The sequence below is a fragment of the Lysobacterales bacterium genome, from assembly GCA_014946745.1.
Classification (GTDB): Bacteria; Pseudomonadota; Gammaproteobacteria; order Xanthomonadales; family Xanthomonadaceae; genus Aquimonas.
Map to the genome: position 1 here is coordinate 267193 of JADCRD010000001.1, position 16402 is coordinate 283594.

Here is a 16402-nt window from a genome sequence, read left to right on the forward strand (position 1 = left end):
CTCTTTTGGTGTCGAACGCTGCTGGTACGGCCGCGCCGTCGATTGCAGCTCTGCCGGCAGGGTGAGGTCGCTGGCGCTTCCGACGAGGTGCGTCCGACGTGGTGTGCCAACGCGTGCGTCTTCAGCCCTGCCTCAAGATTGGGTCGAAGCAGCGGGTAGGGTTTCGACAGCGTGCTCGCATCTGGTGGCGGACAGGGCATTCAGTGCCAGGTGTTCCGTCTGCCCAACGCAGGCACCTGCGCAGACAAAGGCCGTTCATCGCCCAGTCGATAGGCTGCGCCGACCGGACACCGGCCATCGAAGGATCGACCATGCTGCGAACGCTCTTGAGCTGTCTGCTGCTGATCGCCCTCGCAGGGTGCGCGAAGAAGGAGGCCGTCGAGCCAGGTCCGGCGGCGGTGCAGGGCACGGTCAATGCCGAGGGGCTGCTGGCCTACGAACACAGCGTGTCGATCGAGCTGCCAGCGGACGCGCTGTCGGCGCGCATGGCGGCGCTGCGCACCGCCTGTACGCAGGGCGTGCACGGCCGCTGCAGCCTGTTGGAGTACACCGAGAATGCCGGTGCGTACGCCAGCGGGCGGATGCAGATGAGACTGGTGCCGGAAGCGGTCGAGCCGATGCTGGCCGGTGCCGCGGATGGCGGTCAGTCCACGCGGCGCAGCACGCGCGCAGAGGATCTATCGGTGGCGGTGGCCGACAACGCCCGCGAGCGCGATCGCTTGAGCCTGCAGCAGCAGCGGCTGGACGCGCTGGCGTCGCGCACGGATCTGTCGGTGGCCGAACATCTGCAGCTGGCGCGCGAGCTGTCGGCGCTGGAGGCCGAACGGCTGTCGGCTGAGCGCATCGCCGCGCAGCAGACGCTGCGTCTGGAAACCAATCTGCTCACGCTGGAGTTTCAGGCCGCCACGCCAAGCGCTTCGCGTTGGTCAGCGCTGGGCGAAGCGCTGTCGGAATCGCTGGACAACTTCGTCGATGGCCTGATCGAAGCGATCGAGGTGATCGCATACGCCCTGCCCTTTGTGCTGCTGGCTTTCCCGCTGGCCCTGCTGTGGTGGGCGCTGTGGCGGCTGGCGACGCGGGGGCTGCGGCGTGACAGGGGGTGAGCGCGCAGGCAGGCCGAAGGCAGAGAAAGGCGCCTGCCGTCGCTTCGAGGCCATGGTGGGCCAGGGCCCACCCTACAGCCGCAGACCTTGTGGTGTGGCCGCAGGTGTCGCTGCATAGGGTGGGCCCTGGCCCCCATGAGCGCGATGCTGGCCTCGTCCCTCCTGCGCCGGAGGGCTCGGCCCCGAAAATGAGGCTCCGGGAACACGTCCCGGAAGCGAGACGCGCGGCGCGTCGCGCAGGCCAGCGCCCGCGCGACGCGCTGCTGCCGATCAGAACGTGGTGGTGAACTCGATGCCCCACACCCGCGGCTCGTTGACGAAGCCGGTCAGGTTGTTGAAGTCGATGCCGCCCACAGCGACCAGCTTGTCGGTGATGTTGCGGCCGAACAGAGCGAGCTCGTGCTTGCCGAAATCCCAGCTGTAGCCCGCGCGCAGGCCGCCTTCCAGCAGGGCCTTGCCGCGGAACTCGGCGGCCTCGTAGAGAAAGAAGTTGATCTCGCTGCGGTAGGCCCAGTCGGTGTAGACGAAGATCTCGTCGTCGCCCACCGGGATGCTGTAGCGCGCGGTCACGTTGGCCACGTTCTTCGGCGCCTGCGGCAGCGGGTTGCCGTAGATCGAGACCGTGCCTGTGGCGGCACCCGCCGGGTCGAGCACGGTGCAGCCGCCGCCGCAGGGCGCGATGGCCAGCCCGCGGTCGCGGATCTCGGTCTTGTTGTGGCTGTAGCCGAAGGTCAGCAGCAGGTCGTCGGTGACGTAGGCATCGAGATCGACTTCGATGCCGCGGCCGATCGACTTGTCGGCGTTGATCAGGGTGTTGAAGTTGGTGGTGCCACCGACAGCGGTGAGCTGCTGGTCCTTCACTTCGTACGCGAAGGCGGCGATGTTGAAGCGGGCGCGGCCGTCCCACAGGCTCGACTTGAAGCCCAGCTCGACCGAGTCGACGGTCTCCGAATCGGCCACCGAGACCGAGTCGCCGAACAGCAGGCGACCCTGGATGCTGGGCGCGCGGAAGCCGCGGGCGTAGCGGGCATAGACCGTGCGGTCGGCATCGACGAACCAGCTTGCCGACAGATCGCCGGAGACATTGCTGTCGCTCGGATTGGCGGTCAGCACGCCGGTGGCGCCGCCGCCGATCGGGCTGACCCGGCGCTGCGCGCTGAAGTCCTTCTCGTCGCGGGTGAAGCGCAGGCCGCCGGCCAGGCGGAAGCTCTCGTTCAAGTCGTACTCGCCCGAGGTGAACAGGGCATAGGCCTTGTTGCGCTGCTCCTGCACGGCGTAGCCGTTCTGCTGGCCGCTGAAGGTGTTGAAGTTGAAGCTCTCGATGGTGATGTCTTCATCGAACAGGAACAGACCCGCCTGCCAGTCGAAGGCGCCCCATTCGTTCGAGGCCAGTCGGAATTCCTGGGTGATCTGGCGGTGCTCGGGCAGGCCGTCGGCGCTCTGCGCGTCAAAGGGAATGAAGCCGGGGCCGAAGGGCGGTGCGAAGCTGGCGCCGAAACCGCCGTCGATGTCGCCGCGCGAGTAGCTGTCGACGGTCTCGTAGCCGGTCACCGAGAACAACGTCACGCGCCCAAGGTCGAAGGACAGGCGCGCACTGCCGCCCAGGTTGCGCAGGGTGCTGCGGTTGTCGCCGTCGATGGCGATGAAGCCGCGGCGGAAGTTGTCGACCAGATCGTTGGTGCCGGGCTTGAAGATGTTGGCGCGGAACAGGCGCGCGGTGCCGTCCAGATCGCGCAGGTGCACGTTGAACAGGGCGCGGCTGCTGTCGCTGGGCTCGTACAGGAACTGGGCGCGGCCGGCGAACTCGCGGTAGCCCTCGTACTGGTCGCTGCGCCCCGTGGCCAGGTTGTCGACCCAGTCGCCGCGGCGCTGGTACAGGCCGGAGACGCGCGTCGACCAGTCCTCGCCAAGGCCACCGCCGATCGCCCCTTCCGCATTCAGCGTGTCGAAGCGGCCGTAGGCGAACTGGCCGTAGCCGCTGCGCTCTTGCGAGGGCTGCACGGATTCGAACTTGAGCACGCCGGCCGGCGTGTTGCGGCCAAACAGGCTGCCCTGCGGGCCGCGCAGCAGCTCGACGCGATCGAGGTCGAACACCGGGAAGCCTTTCAGCAGCGGGTTCTCGAGCACGACTTCGTCATAGATCAGCGACACCGGCTGCGAGGCATTGAGATCGAAGTCGCCGTTGCCCAGTCCGCGGATGTAGAAGCGCGGAAAGGCGCGGCCGAAGCTCGATTCGATGTTGAGGCTGGGCAGGCGCCCGGCGAGGAAGCGGATGTCTTCGCCGCCCGAGCCCAGGATGTCGAGCTTCTCGGCGCTGACCGTGGTGATCGCCAGCGGGATCTTCTGCGGGTCTTCGGCGCGACGCTGGGCGGTGACGGTAATCGCATCGAGCTGCGAAGGCGTGGCGGTTTCGTCCTGCGCGAGAGCGGGCAGGGCGGCGACCAGCGCCAGGGCCAGGGTGGCCGGACGGTAGCAACGCGGCATGTCGGTGTCCTCGGGGAAGCGAGTCGGGGTCGGGGGCCCTCTGCGGGGCCCGCGCATGCTGCAGCCGCACATGGGCGGCGCGCAAGCGACGCGAGGGCGCCAGACGCGGCTGCACGGTCGCAAGCGGCGCGCGCGCAGGCCTTAAGGCAACGCCGAAGAATTCAACGTTGCCGCGCGCCATGGAGGGCGCGCCCGCGGATCCAGCACGCCCGTGCTTGATCCAGCGCAAGCCAGTCCGGACATGTGCCGGACTCGCGACCACGGATCAAGGCCAGGAGGGACTTGATCCGTGTTGCCTCAACTCGTGCGCGCGCTCTCGCTCGCGATAGCGAGGGCCTCCTGGGACAGCGTCGCGGAGATGTCTGGGGTTTCTCGCGCGCTCGGGGCACAGACCGCGCGACGGCCATGCGGCATCATGCGGGTTCTGCCGCACGCCTGTGCGGCCTCTCGGTCGAACTCTCATGACTGTGTCGACCTCGATGACGGCACGCCTCGCGCCGCCTCCTTTGCACTGTCGGAGCTTCGGTGATCCCGCCGCTGAGCCGGTGCTGCTGGTGCACGGCATGGGCTCGACGGGCGCGGACTGGGCGTTCCAGATCGAGCCCTTAGCCGCCCGGTTTCGCGTGCTGGTGCCGGATCTACCGGGGGCCGGCGCGAGCCCGATGCCCGCGCGCCACGCGATCGCGGACTACGCCGCGCAGCTGATCGCCCTGCTGGATGCCCTCGCGATTGAACGCACCCACTGCGTGGGCTTTTCGATGGGCGGTGCGGTGGGGCTGGAGCTGGCTCTGCAGGCGCCGGCGCGTGTCCTCCGTCTGGCGACGATCAACAGCCTGCCGAGCTATCGTCCAGACACACTGCGCAAACGCCTTGAGCTGCACGGACAGCTCAATCTCGTGCGCCTGCTGGGTCTGCGTCGAAGCGCCGTGCTGGTGGCGCGTCGGCTGTTTCCGCACCCGCACCAGCAGGCGATGCGCGAGCGCGTGCAGGTGGTGCTGGCGGCGTATCCCAAGCCGGTGTACCTCGGCCAGGCGCATGCGCTCGCGGGCTGGTGCGCGCGCGCGCGACTGTCGGGTTTCGCGACGCCGATGCTGATGCTGGCCGCCGAGCATGACTACACGCCGCTGGCCGAGAAACAGGCTTGGGCCCAGCGGCTCGGTGCCGAGCTGCGGGTGGTGCGCGGCTCACGCCACGGCACGCCCTTCGATGCGATCACCGCCACCAACAGCGCATTGCTGCACTTTCTGTTGGGCGATGCAGTACCCGAACAGTTGGCGCTGGATGCCCCCGAGCATGCGCCGACCGCGCCGCCCGAGGTGCTGGCCGCGCTCGAGAGCGTCTCAGCTCCGCGCTGCGGGCCGGGTGTTCTGCAAGACACCTGAGGTCGGGCGCCTGCGTGCTCTGCAGGCAGGCGACCGCGAGCAGCGCGTCGAGTCAAGGCCCGTGTGGCGCACACGCTCGCGCCTGCATACAGCCGGACATCGCGCGGCTGGAGTCGAGGGCATCGGCGATGGGCGCCGCTTGCGAGGCAGGCTTTGGCTGCGCTCTGGTCCGCAGGGAATACCGCGAACCCCATGCGGGCGGGGCTTGAGTTCACGCCACCGCGTCACCGCGCGTCGAGGTACTGCCGTGGTGCCGAAGGGGGGACTCGAACCCCCACTCTGTCGCCAGAAACGGATTTTGAGTCCGCCGCGTCTACCGATTCCGCCACTTCGGCCCGAAGTGCACTGGGCAGGCGACCAAATGTTCAGCGCCTGCCAAGCGGCCGCGAAGTATAGCAGCGCCGCCGGCGAGCTTGGCGAGGTTCGTCTGCCTGTCTTGGCCGCGAGGCAGCCGACGCGCACCCGGGGACCCAGGTCGCTGGAGGTGTCGGCCCGCCCGTGCCGTCAGGCTGCTGGCCCAGCCGTTTTCGTTCGCGCTCTCGGTGATGTGGCCGGCGGCTGAGCCTGCAGGGCTTGCCGCGCCGCGGGGTTCGCAGCGCGGCCAGTGTCAAGCCCACTCCCGCAACGCCGGGCGCCGGCTTCGCGGGTTGCTAGAATTCGCGGGGCTCCGGCGGCCGCCGGCTGCTACAGTCCGCGGCTGCCTTCTTTGACGTCCTGGTCCATGCCCGAGCGCGTGCTGCTTCAACTTGATTCGCAGGGCGAGCCGCGCTGGCTGGATCTGGCGCGGCCCGACGCTGTTGAGCGCTCGGGATGGCCGCCGGCGGGCCGCGAAGTCGTGCTGCTGCTGCCCGTGGACTCGGTGCTGCTGACCCGCGCGCCGCGGGTGGCTCGCAGCGAGGGCCTGCTGCGTCAGGCGCTTCCCTTCGCGGTGGAGGATCGACTGGCCGCGCCGGTCGAGCAGCTGCATATCGCGTTCAGCGGCGCGGGCGATCCCATCGATCTCGCGGTGATCGATGCCGAGCGTCTGCGCGCCGCCGTGGCCGCGCTCGAATCCCAAGGCTTGAGCGCGGTGGCTGCCTACAGCGAGGGCAGTCTGCTGCCCGCGGTCGAGCCCGGCCAGGGTCTGGTGGTGCTGGCCGGCGAGCGCGCCCTGCTGCGCGACGCCGAAGCAGGCGTGCTCAGCGAACGCTTGGCGCTGCTGCCGCAGCTGCTGCCGCTCTTCGATCAAGCCAACCGGCCGGCTTCATGGGCCGTGCTCCGCTGCGGCGAAGCGCCGCTGGACGGATTGCCCCCTGCGCTGGCGCTGCGGGCGCAGTCGGTGCCTTCCCTGCTGGCGCTGCTGGCGGCGCAGCTGGCGAGCTGCACGGGTCCGAATCTGCTGCAGGGCGCGTTCGCGCCGCGCCTGCGCGGCGACGCGCTGCCCTGGCTGAAGCGCGCCGCGGCGGTGGCGGGGCTGGCCGTGCTGCTGGCCTTCGCGCAGGCCGCGCTTGAGCGTCAGCAGCTCAGCGCCCGCCTTGAATCGCAGCGCGTCGAGATGGCGGATCTTCTGCGGCAGGCGCTGCCCGGCACCACCACGGTGGTCGATCCGCGCGCCCAGCTGGAGATCGAGTACACCCGGTTGACGCGCGGCGCCGGCGGCGACGATGGGCTGGCGCTGCTGGCGCGGGTCGCACCCAGCATTGCGGGCAGCAGCCGCTACACGCTGGAGTCGATCGACTACCGCAACGGCGCACTGGACCTCACCCTGCGTGCGCCCGATGTGGCCACGCTCGACGGGCTGCGCGAGTCGCTCGGCGCCCTCGGCCTGTCTGCCGAGCTGACCTCGGCAACGCCCGGTCAGGGCGGTGTCGAAGGCCGTATCAGCCTGCGCGGAGGCCGCGCATGAAGGCCTGGTGGCTGGGCCTTTCGGATCGCGACCGTCGCGTGCTCAGCATCGGCGGCGTGCTGGCCGCGCTGCTGCTGCTCTACGCGCTGGTCTGGCTGCCCCTGCAGCGTTCGCGCGAGGCTTTGCGCGTGCAGGCCGCGGCGCAGGACGCCAGCTACCGCTGGATGCAGGCGGCGGCGCCCGAGGTGCAGCGTCTGCGCGCGGCTGGCGTCGGCGCAACGGCGCAGGATGGGCGTTCGCTGCTGGCGCGAGCCGACGCCGGCGCGCGCGAGTCCGGCCTCGGCACCAGCCTGCTGCGCGTGGAACCGGTGGCCGAAGGACAGATCCGCATGGTGTTCCAGCAGGTCGGCTTCGATGCGCTGATGGCTTGGCTGGAGCCCTTCGCCCGCAGCCAGGGCCTGCGGGTGTCCGAGTTCAACGTGCAGACCACCGGTGCCTCCGGCCAGGTCGACGCGCGGATCGGGCTGGAGGAGCGGCGGTGAGACCGGACTCGCCCGGGCATCGAGTACGGATCGCAAACTTCAAGTTCGCGACGTTCAAGCCTGCGGGCCGGAGCCTTCGGCGAGCGCCGAGCGGTGGCGGGCCAGCGCCCACCCTAGGCAGGACCGCGGATTCGCATTGCGAGCGCGTCGGGCGAATCATCATGAGCGGTGGCGGCGTCACTGGGCTCCCGCAATCCACATGCATCTCTGAGGGCTGTCGATGAAGCTGCTGTTCCGTCTGTTTGTGTTCGGCCTGGTGCTGGTTCTGATCCTCGGCCTGGTCGCCGCCTTCCTGCCGGCGTCGACCGCGCTGGGCCTGGTGCAGGACCGCATGCGCGACGTGCGCATGGAGGGCGTCTCGGGCAGCGTCTGGAACGGCCGCGCCGACGCGCTGACGGTGCGTGAGCGTGCGCTCGGCGCCTTCAGCTGGAAGCTTTCGCCTTGGGCGCTGTTTTCCAGGCGCATCGATGCCGACATCACGCTCGACGGCCCCGAGCTGAAGGCCGCGGGCTTCGTCAGCCTGAGCGGGCCGGGCAGCCTGCAGCTGCGCGGCATGCGCGCCAGCGTCGATGCCCAGCGCCTGCAGGGCGTGCTCGATGTGCCGGCGCTGGTGTTCAAGGGCCGGGTCGAGTTCGATCTGCGCGAGCTGGTGGTCGATCAGTACTTCCCCGCCAAGGTCGAAGGCAGCGCGCTGTGGCGCGAGGCCGCGGTGGCCGGCAGCGCCGACGCGGTGCTTGGCGACATCCGCGCCGACTTCGCCACCGAAGGCGTAGGCACGATTGCCGGTACCGTCAGCGATTCCGGCGGCCCGTTGAGCATCGAGGGCGGCACGTTCTCGGCCGGCCTGCAGGGCTTGAGCGCCGAAGCCACGCTGCGCGCCCGCGACGGCGATGCCGCCGTGCAGCGCGCCCTGCAGTACATCGGCCAGCCGCAGGCAGACGGCAGCTCGCGGCTGGAGATCCGCGGGCAGATGAATCGCGTGGGCGGGTGAGCGCAGGCATGACATCGAGCCAGCCCACCCCCGAGTTCCTCGACCACGCTCTTGCGGTCGCCAAGCGCGCGGCGGCCGATGCCGCCGAGGTGATCCGTCACTACTACCGCGGCCAGTTCGAGGTCATCACCAAAGCGGACGAGTCGCCGGTGACCCGCGCCGACGTCGAGAGCGAGCAGGCGATCCGCCGCGTGCTGACCGCGGCGTTTCCCGACCACGCCATTTACGGCGAGGAGGAAGGCACCACCGGCAGCGGCGACTGGCTCTGGCTGGTCGATCCCATCGACGGCACTAAGAGCTTCGTGCGCGGCTATCCGATGTTCAGCACCCAGATCGCCCTAATGTTCCGCGGCGAACTGGTGCTGGGTGTGTCTTCGGCGCCGGCCTTCAACGAGCTGGCCTGGGCGCGCCGCGGTGGCGGTGCCTTTCTGGACGGTGCGCCCATGCGCATCGCCCCCGCGCAGCCGCTGGAGCGCAGCGCGCTGTCGACCGGCAACTTGAAGACGTTGGCTGCCGCACCGGGCTGGAACGCCTTGGCCGGGCTGGTGCGCCGCGCCGGCCGCACGCGCGGCTACGGCGATTTCTACCACTACCACCTGCTGGCCCGCGGCGGCATCGATCTCGTGATCGAGTCCGACGTGAACATTCTCGACATCGCCGCGCTCGCGGTGATCGTGCGTGAGGCCGGCGGCGTATTCAGCGACCTCGACGGCCGCGAGCTGTCCTTGGGCACAACGACCGTGCTCGCTGGCAACGCGGATCTGCACGCCGAGGCGCTGGCCGCGTTCCGAGGCTGGCGAGGGCTGGGCGCGTGAGCACGATCAAGCCGCCGTCGCAGCTGCCGACGATCCACTCCGTGCACGAGCTCGACTACGGCGGTCGTTTCCAGGTCGAACAGCTCGAACTCGAATTCAGCAACGGCGCGCGGCGGCGCTTCGAGCGCACCAAGCCGCGCGGCCGCGGCGCTGTCATTGTCGCTGCGATGCAGGACGCCGAGACCCTGCTGCTGGTGCGCGAGTACGCCGCCGGCCCGCACCGCTACGAGCTGGGCCTGGTCAAGGGCCGCATCGACCCGGGCGAGGATGCGGAGACCGCCGCCAACCGCGAGCTCAAGGAGGAAGCCGGCTTCGGCGCGCGCAAACTGACCGTGCTGCGCGAGCTGACCTTGGCGCCGACCTACTTCACCCACGCCACCACCCTGGTGCTGGCCGAGGATCTCTACCCCGAGCAGCTGGAAGGCGATGAGCCCGAGCCGCTGGAGGTGATTCCCTGGCCGCTGGCGCGCCTGCATGAGCTGATGCTGCGTGAGGACTGCTCGGAAGGGCGCTCGCTGGCCTCCATGTTCATCGTCCGCGAGTATCTGCAGCGGCGGGGTGCGCCATGAGTGCAGCCGAGTTCGCGCTCGATGCCGAGGCACGCGCGGCGGTGCTGGACATCGCCCGTCGTGCCGGCGCGGCCATCCTTGAGGTCTATGCCCGCGACTTCGAAGTCGAGGCCAAGGCCGACCGCAGCCCGCTGACCGAAGCGGATCTGGCGGCACACGCGCTGATCCGCGATGGCCTCAAGGCGCTCGCGCCCGCGGTGCCGCTGCTCAGCGAGGAGTCGGCGCCGGAGGAACTGTCCGAGCGTCGCAGCTGGCAGCGCTACTGGCTGGTCGATCCGCTCGACGGCACGCGCGAGTTTGTGAAGCGCAACGGCGAGTTCACCGTCAACATCGCCCTCATCGAGCAGGGCCGAACCGTGTTCGGCGTGGTCTACGCGCCGGTGCTGGATGCGCTGTACTGGGCGCAGGCGGGGCAGGGCAGCTGGCTGTGCGCGGCGGATGCTGAGCCGGTGCAGCTCGGCGTGCAGCAGCCCGCGCCGCGACCGCTGCGCGTGGCGGTGTCGCGCTCGCACCTCGATCCGAAGAGTGCGGCCATGATCCAGCACCTGCAGCAGCCCCTGCAGGTGCCGCTGGGCAGCTCGCTGAAGTTCTGCCGGCTGGCCGAGGGACAGGTCGACCTCTATCCGCGCTTCGGGCCCACCGGCGAATGGGACACCGCGGCGGGCCAGTGTGTGCTGGAAGAAGCGGGCGGCGCGGTGCTCGATCTGGATGGGCGGGCGCTGCGCTACAACCAGCGCGAAGGTCTGATCAATCCGGACTTCCTCGCGCTCGGCGACGTCGCGCTGCCGTGGCGGGAATGGCTGCAGCCGGCGGTCTGACGTGCGGCTGCCCGGCGTCAAGCGTCGTCTTCGGGCCGGCGCTTGATGCTCGGACTGCGCACGTCGCTAGACCCGGGCCGGCAGCCGTCCCGACACACCCGCTCGCGGGCAGTGCGTTTCCCGTTGGCGCCGCAGGGCCGCGTGGCGGCGACGCCCGTTCGCGATTCCATCCATCCATCGAGGCTTGAACGCATGCCCGCGCCCATCCCTAACCATACCGATCCGGTCGAGCGCCTGCGCGCGATCATGGCCCAGCTGCGCAACCCCGACGACGGCTGCCCCTGGGACTTGAAACAGAGCTTCCGCACGATCGCACCCTGCACGATCGAAGAGGCCTACGAAGTCGCCGACGCCATCGATCGCGGCGACTTCGACGAACTGCGCGATGAGCTGGGCGACCTGCTGCTGCAGGTGGTGTTCCACGCGCGCATGGCGGAAGAAGAGGGGCGCTTCGCCTTCGCCGATGTCGCCGAGGCCATCTGCGACAAGCTGATCCGCCGCCATCCGCACGTCTTCGGCGAGGCCAGCGCCGACGAGGCCGACGCCGCGCTCGCGCAGTGGGAAGCGCAGAAGCGCGCCGAGCGCGCGGCCCGCGGCGAGACCGACACCAGCGCCCTGGCCGGCGTGACCCGCGGACTGCCGGAATGGGCGCGCGCGCTCAAACTGCAGAAGAAGGGTGCGTCAGTCGGCTTCGACTGGCCCGATGCCGAGCCGGTGATCGCCAAGCTGCACGAAGAGCTGGAAGAGGTGCGCGCCGAACTCGCCCAGGGGCGCGGTCACGAGGCGCTGGAAGACGAGATTGGCGACGTGCTGTTCGTCGCCCTGAATCTTGCGCGCAAGGCCAAGGTCGATGCCGGCAGCGCGCTCCGCCGCGCCAACATCAAGTACGAGCGTCGCTTCCGGCGGATGGAGACACTGGCGGCCGAGCGTGGCACCACGTTGGAGGCGCTGGGCTTGGCCGAGCAGGAAGCGCTGTGGGATGCCGCGAAGGCGGAGGGCTTGTAGCTGGAGGCCGGGATTGGGGATTGGGGATTCGGGATTGGAGAAAGCGTCGCGCGACCGCGCTGGCCCCATGTCGCATCGATAGGGTGGGCCCTGGCCCACCATGAGCTCCGCCCTGCATGTCACCCGGAGCCTCCTCCTCCTGGCTGGCAATTGAAGCTCACGATGCGGTAGCTCCTCGCAAGCATGCGTCGTGAGCCGGCGGCGCTTCCTCCGCCAGAAAAGCAGAAGCCCACTTTGCGGTGGGCTTCTGCATTTTCCGCGTGTCGACTAGCAAGCGTCGCGGACGTCTCAGGCCGCGGCCGCGGAGGCCTTGCGCGGGCCTTCCAGCAGGGCGCGACGCACGCCGGCGACGACCAGGTCAACTTCGGCACTGGTGATGCTGAAGTGCGGGGTGAAGCGCAGCGAGTTGACGCCGCCGTGGATCACGCCGAGGCCCTGTTCGCGCATGTACTCCTCGGTGCTGCCCGCGCCGTAGCACTTGAAGTCGCTGGACAGTTCGCAGGAGAACAGTAGACCCGTGCCCTGCACCTTGGTGATCAGTCCGCCCAGCTCGGAACGCAGCTTCTCCAGCTTCTCCACGAACTCGCGGCCCTTGGCGACGATGTTGGCCCGCACTTCGGGCGTGAGCATTTCAAGCGTCGCGCAGGCCACATCCATCGCCCGCGGGTTGGTGGTCATGGTGTTGCCGTACACGCCCTTGCGGTACAAACCGGCGGCGCGCGCGTTCACTGCCAGCACGCTCAAGGGATACTGACCCGCGTTGAGCGCCTTGGAATACGTCTCCATGTCCGGCGCTTCGAAGCCCTCGAAGCCCGGGTAGTCGACGATTGAGAGCACGCCGTGCGCGCGCAGGCCCGCCTGGATCGAGTCGACCAGCAGCAGGGTGCCGTGCGCCTTGGTGAGTTCACGCGCGGCGGCGTAGAACTCCGGCGTGACCTGACGCCCCGGATCACCTTCGCCCATCACGGGCTCAAGGAACATCGCCTCGATGTACCAGCCGTTGGCGTCCGCATCCGCGAAGGCCTGGCGCAGCTCATCGACCGAGTAGGGGGTGATGGTGATCAGCTGCGGCTCGTGGTGCTTCCAGCTCGCCAGGTGCTTGGCATAGGTCGGTCGACTGCTGTCCGAGTAGAGCATCGGCAGCTCGGTGCGACCGTGGAAAGCGCCTTTCACCGCAATGCGCTTGACCCGCTTGCCGGCGTGGCGGCCGCCCGGATCGGTGTGCAGCTTGGTGTTGACGTCGGCGATGCGGCCGGCCAGCGAGACCGACTCCGAGCCGGAGTTCAGGCACAGGAACTTGTCGTAGGGACAGCCGCCGCGGCGATGCCCGACCTCGCGCTTCAGCGCCTGCGCAAGCTTCAGCTGCGACAGGCTGGCGGTCATGATGTTGGCCATCACCTGCGGTTGCGCCATCGCATCAATCACAGGCGTGGGCGTGTGGCCGAAGCCGAGCATGCCGTAGCCGCCGGAGTCGTGCAGAACGGCGCCCTTCAGCGTGATGACCCAAGGCCCGCGGGCTGTCAGAGCGACGTAGGGATTCACTGCGTCGTCGGTGTAGAAGTTGACGTAGTCCGCGTGGATCGCTGCCAGCTGCTCGGCCTCGTCAGCGCGCAGCAGGGCGTCGAACTCGCCGCCGCGCAGGCCTTCGAAGGCGATCACGGCGGCATCGACGGCTTCGACCAGTTCGGGGAACTGTGCGCCCAAGCGTTCGATCGTGGCCTCGTCGAGCCCGCGGCAGCGCGGCGCGCCGCCGTAGCTGCGCAGGGGTTTCAGGCGCTCGATCAGGCTCGGCGTGGCGGTGTTCATCTGTCTGGCTCTCCCCGTTGGCTGGGCGGATGCGCTCGATCGGTGCAATCAAGGCCCAATAAAAACATAAACTTAGGCTGATAGTATCACCCGGCATAAGGGCGGCGTAAGCCGCTGAGGTGCACACGCTTGGGTTGGCCTCTGTGTCGCTGAGCAGAATCCTGAGCCGAATCAGGGGCTTCCGCAGCGACGCAGAGAGAACCCGGTCGCCGGACTTGCGGATCCTTGCGTCCGTCGCAGGCGTTGGCTGCGCGGGCCCCCGCCGATTGGCGGCCGCGGCCCGCCATCGAAGAGCGCAGCGCTGCATCGCTCCAATTGCAAACCCAGGTGGGTGGGCGGACCAGGCAACGCGTGTCCGTATTGCAGAGCGGGCGCTCGCCGAAGAGGGCGCTCACCGCGTAGCGGCGGACTGGATTCCCTCGCGTAAGGTCTTGAAGACTCCGACCCGCAGTTGTTCAGGCCGTTCTCAATCCTCCGGGGTTTCGAAACCGTTCGCGAACACGCGCAGCGGCAGGCTGCGGGCGCTGGCGCTGTTGTTGCCGGCGCCCAGATCGCGACTGAAGCCGGCGGGGTCCAGCGACAGGCTGGCGCTGGCGTCGACCTGCGCCGGAGCCAGTGCCCCCACGTTCCCGCTGAGTTCGATCTGCAGGCTGCCACCCGCCGCAAGCGCTGCGATCTGCAGATCCGGCGCCCCGCTGCCGCTGGCTGCGGGGCAGCCTGTGCCGGTGCATGTCCAGGCGATGTTCTGCAGGCCCGCCGGAGCCGGTGCTTGCACTCTCAGCGCGTAGGCGACATCCGGCCCTGCGTTCTGCACCGAGACGCGGAAGCGCAGGCTGTCCCCTGGCACATACAGAGGATCGAGCGCGCTCACGCTGATCGAAGGATCGGAGGGCGACAGCAGGCGCAGGGCCTCGCTGTCGCTGCTGTTGCCGAAGTCGGCGTTGGTCGAGGTAAAGCTGGCGGTAATGAGGTAATCGCCCACGGCCGCGGCGCCGCCGAACTGGATGCTGCAGGACTGCGTGCCCTCGGCGCTGACCGGCGCCGAGCAGGTCAGGCTGCTGGTGCCGTTCACTGCGCTCACGGCATAGGTGCCGGCCGGCGCGCCTGCGCCCGCTTCGACCACGTCGAGCGCGGCACCGAAACTGACGCTGGTGCCGCGGTCGCGCGGGCTGGCCACAGGGGTCAGGCTGAGCGTGGTGCGGAAGGGCGGCTGGATGCGCAGGCTATAGGCGCGGGTGTCGCTGAAGGGTCCGCCCAGGCCGGCACTGCTGCTGTCGCTCACGCGCACCGTGAAGTTGAAGCTGCCGAAACTGCTGGGCGTGCCCGAAAGCAGGCCGTTGCCGCCGAGGTTCAGCCCTGGCGGTAGGCTGCCGCTTGCAAGGCTGTAGACAAGGGGCAGGGTGGCACCGGTCGCAGGCGTGTCGAAGAGCTGGCTGTAGGCGGCGCCGATCTGGCCGTCAGGCAGGCTGGCCGGCTGCAGCCGCAGATCGGGCCGCACCAGCACGATGGCGCTGCCGAAACTCTCGGCGAAGCCCGGCGCTCCGTTGTAGCGCGCACGCAGGGTGCGGGCGCCGACGGCGGTGGCAGTGAGACTGCAGCTGCCGGCGCCTGCGTTGAGCACGGCCGTGCAGCTGTTGCCCCGGTCGTCGCGGATCAGCACGTCGCCGCCCGCCGATCCCGCGCTGGCGACCACGTTGGCCGAGACGCTGTAGCTGTCGCCGATACGCACCGGTTGCGGCAGCAGATTCACTAGCGTGAGCGAGGTTTGTCTGTTCTGGAAGGCATAGACGGTGCCGGCAAAGGTCGCGGATCCGCTGCTGGCGCCTGGAGCGCCCGCGATGGCGAAGTCTGGCCCCTGGGTCACCGCATAGCCCAACTGTGCTTCCTGCTCGCCGTCAGCAGCCAACAGCCGCTGATTGAGGCTCCAAACGCCGTCCTCAAGCAGGTAGCTTTCAAGGCTGCCCTGCAGAATGTTCCCGCTGATTTCGTCGCCCGCCAAACCCGCCAGCAAGCGCGATCCGCGAAGCGACAGGCTGAATCCGAACTGGGCTGATGCGGAGCCACTCGCGCTGCGCAGGCTGCCAGCCGATGACCACGCGCTGCCCGCGCGCGCATAGGTTTCGACCACGCCGCCGCCGCTTCCCGAGATCGCGCTCGCATAGGGCGCAGAGGCGGCAGCCAGATTGCCGCTGACGGCCACCGCCGTCCCAAAGCTTTCTCCCGCCTGAGCGCCCGCGCGCGTCCAGCGTGCCTGTTGCGACCAGGTTCCGTTGCTGCGCGCGAACACGTAGACCGCGCCCTGCGCGTTGGCCGTGAGCGCTTTGCCCGGAGCCCCGATGACGAGGGTGTCCGCGTCGATGCCAATGCTCAGTCCGAAGCGATCGTTGGCCGCCGCGTCTGACGCCTGCAGGCGGGCGCTCTGGGTCCAGCTGCCGCCGGCCGAGGTGAAAAGATAGACCGCACCACGACCGCCGCTATTGCCCGGCGCGGCAGCCGCGAGGGTGCTGCCATCGAAGCTGAGCGCTGCGCCGAAGCGCGCGCTCTGTTGTGGGTCCGAGGCGACGAGCTTGGCGAGTGGCGCCCAAGCGCTGCCGTTCCGTTGGAAGAGGTAGACCGCTCCGCGCGCGGACTGGTGATCCGGCGCGCCGATCGCCGCGATATCGCCGGAAAGTGCGACGGCCTCGCCAAAGTAGTCGAAGTTGACCCCATCGGCGGGGGTGAGCTTGGACTCCTGCTGCCATTGCGAACCATCAAAGCGCTGGATGTAGGCTGCGCCAGTCGTCAGAGTCACCCCGTTGAACTCATAGGGCATGCCGACCAGCACGCGTTCGCCAGACGCAGACACACTCCACCCGTAGTAGCTTTCACGCTTGGGATCCGTGGGCGGCACCCGAATGCTCGCAAGATAGCTTTTCGCCGCCGTCTGCGGATCCGCATTCGCAGGCTCTCCCGGTAGACCGGAGCCAAACACGATCAAGGCCGCACTCCAGCACAGGCTGAGGGCTCGCATGGACGTCTCCGGGCGGTGAGGGCGCATCCGTGCTGCAACGCGCATGCCGTGT

12 protein-coding genes and 1 tRNA gene are annotated in these 16402 nt (G+C 69.2%); 9 read left to right on the top strand and 4 right to left on the bottom strand.

The genetic code is table 11. The annotated features are described in order from the left end of the window. The first annotated feature begins 311 nt into the window (after positions 1–311). A complete protein-coding gene (locus H4O13_01135; GenBank protein ID MBE5313989.1) occupies positions 312–1103 on the top strand; it encodes a DUF4349 domain-containing protein in 792 nt (263 codons plus the stop codon). A 270-nt stretch (positions 1104–1373) separates the two neighbouring features. On the opposite strand, the gene H4O13_01140 is transcribed toward H4O13_01135, so the two are convergent. Further along, positions 1374–3587, bottom strand: a complete 2214-nt coding sequence (locus H4O13_01140) for a TonB-dependent receptor (GenBank protein MBE5313990.1) — start codon at positions 3585–3587, stop codon at positions 1374–1376. 461 nt (positions 3588–4048) lie between these two features. Between H4O13_01140 and H4O13_01145 the strand changes: the two genes are divergently transcribed. After that, positions 4049–4969, top strand: coding sequence for an alpha/beta fold hydrolase (locus H4O13_01145; protein MBE5313991.1), 921 nt, complete (start codon positions 4049–4051; stop codon positions 4967–4969). Positions 4970–5217: 248 nt separating this feature from the next. Here the strand turns inward: H4O13_01145 and H4O13_01150 are convergent. After that, positions 5218–5304, bottom strand: a tRNA-Leu gene (locus H4O13_01150). Between the two features lie 386 nt (positions 5305–5690). Between H4O13_01150 and H4O13_01155 the strand changes: the two genes are divergently transcribed. From H4O13_01155 to mazG, 7 genes are all read left to right on the top strand, one after another. After that, complete coding sequence (locus H4O13_01155; protein MBE5313992.1) at positions 5691–6854, top strand: hypothetical protein; 1164 nt, start codon at positions 5691–5693, stop codon at positions 6852–6854. Continuing rightward, on the top strand, positions 6851–7336 hold the full coding sequence (locus H4O13_01160) for a type II secretion system protein M (protein MBE5313993.1): 486 nt from the start codon (positions 6851–6853) through the stop codon (positions 7334–7336). Before H4O13_01155 ends, H4O13_01160 begins: the two co-directional genes overlap by 4 nt. A 220-nt stretch (positions 7337–7556) precedes the next feature. Continuing rightward, positions 7557–8327 (top strand): type II secretion system protein N, encoded by a 771-nt coding sequence (locus tag H4O13_01165; protein MBE5313994.1) that lies wholly within the window; start codon positions 7557–7559, stop codon positions 8325–8327. A gap of 8 nt (positions 8328–8335) precedes the next feature. Continuing rightward, the gene (locus H4O13_01170; GenBank protein ID MBE5313995.1) at positions 8336–9142 is read left to right on the top strand and encodes an inositol-phosphate phosphatase; all 807 of its coding nucleotides are present in this window, start codon (positions 8336–8338) and stop codon (positions 9140–9142) included. A 5-nt stretch (positions 9143–9147) separates the two neighbouring features. Continuing rightward, the gene (nudE, locus tag H4O13_01175; protein MBE5313996.1) at positions 9148–9711 is read left to right on the top strand and encodes an ADP compounds hydrolase NudE; all 564 of its coding nucleotides are present in this window, start codon (positions 9148–9150) and stop codon (positions 9709–9711) included. Further along, positions 9708–10529 carry a 3'(2'),5'-bisphosphate nucleotidase CysQ gene (gene cysQ, locus H4O13_01180; protein ID MBE5313997.1) on the top strand — a complete coding sequence of 274 codons (822 nt, stop codon included), beginning with the start codon at positions 9708–9710 and terminating at the stop codon, positions 10527–10529. The genes nudE and cysQ overlap by 4 nt, the downstream gene beginning before the upstream one ends. Positions 10530–10721: 192 nt before the next feature. Then, positions 10722–11534 carry a nucleoside triphosphate pyrophosphohydrolase gene (mazG, locus tag H4O13_01185; GenBank protein ID MBE5313998.1) on the top strand — a complete coding sequence of 271 codons (813 nt, stop codon included), beginning with the start codon at positions 10722–10724 and terminating at the stop codon, positions 11532–11534. 288 nt (positions 11535–11822) lie between these two features. Here the strand turns inward: mazG and H4O13_01190 are convergent, their stop codons facing one another. Continuing rightward, positions 11823–13340: an aminotransferase class III-fold pyridoxal phosphate-dependent enzyme gene (locus tag H4O13_01190; GenBank protein ID MBE5313999.1), complete on the bottom strand. Its 1518-nt coding sequence runs from the start codon at positions 13338–13340 to the stop codon at positions 11823–11825. Between the two features lie 466 nt (positions 13341–13806). Next, on the bottom strand, positions 13807–16350 hold the full coding sequence (locus H4O13_01195; protein ID MBE5314000.1) for an Ig-like domain repeat protein: 2544 nt from the start codon (positions 16348–16350) through the stop codon (positions 13807–13809). Positions 16351–16402 lie beyond the last annotated feature (52 nt).

Bases quoted from the DNA above. Each gene is read 5' to 3' on its own strand.
- H4O13_01135 (MBE5313989.1), top strand. From the start codon at position 312: ATGCTGCGAACGCTCTTGAGCTGTCTGCTGCTGATCGCCCTCGCAGGG.
- H4O13_01140 (MBE5313990.1), bottom strand. From the start codon at position 3,587: ATGCCGCGTTGCTACCGTCCGGCCACCCTGGCCCTGGCGCTGGTCGCC.
- H4O13_01145 (MBE5313991.1), top strand. From the start codon at position 4,049: ATGACTGTGTCGACCTCGATGACGGCACGCCTCGCGCCGCCTCCTTTG.
- H4O13_01155 (MBE5313992.1), top strand. From the start codon at position 5,691: ATGCCCGAGCGCGTGCTGCTTCAACTTGATTCGCAGGGCGAGCCGCGC.
- H4O13_01160 (MBE5313993.1), top strand. From the start codon at position 6,851: ATGAAGGCCTGGTGGCTGGGCCTTTCGGATCGCGACCGTCGCGTGCTC.
- H4O13_01165 (MBE5313994.1), top strand. From the start codon at position 7,557: ATGAAGCTGCTGTTCCGTCTGTTTGTGTTCGGCCTGGTGCTGGTTCTG.
- H4O13_01170 (MBE5313995.1), top strand. From the start codon at position 8,336: ATGACATCGAGCCAGCCCACCCCCGAGTTCCTCGACCACGCTCTTGCG.
- cysQ (MBE5313997.1), top strand. From the start codon at position 9,708: ATGAGTGCAGCCGAGTTCGCGCTCGATGCCGAGGCACGCGCGGCGGTG.
- mazG (MBE5313998.1), top strand. From the start codon at position 10,722: ATGCCCGCGCCCATCCCTAACCATACCGATCCGGTCGAGCGCCTGCGC.
- H4O13_01190 (MBE5313999.1), bottom strand. From the start codon at position 13,340: ATGAACACCGCCACGCCGAGCCTGATCGAGCGCCTGAAACCCCTGCGC.
- H4O13_01195 (MBE5314000.1), bottom strand. From the start codon at position 16,350: ATGCGAGCCCTCAGCCTGTGCTGGAGTGCGGCCTTGATCGTGTTTGGC.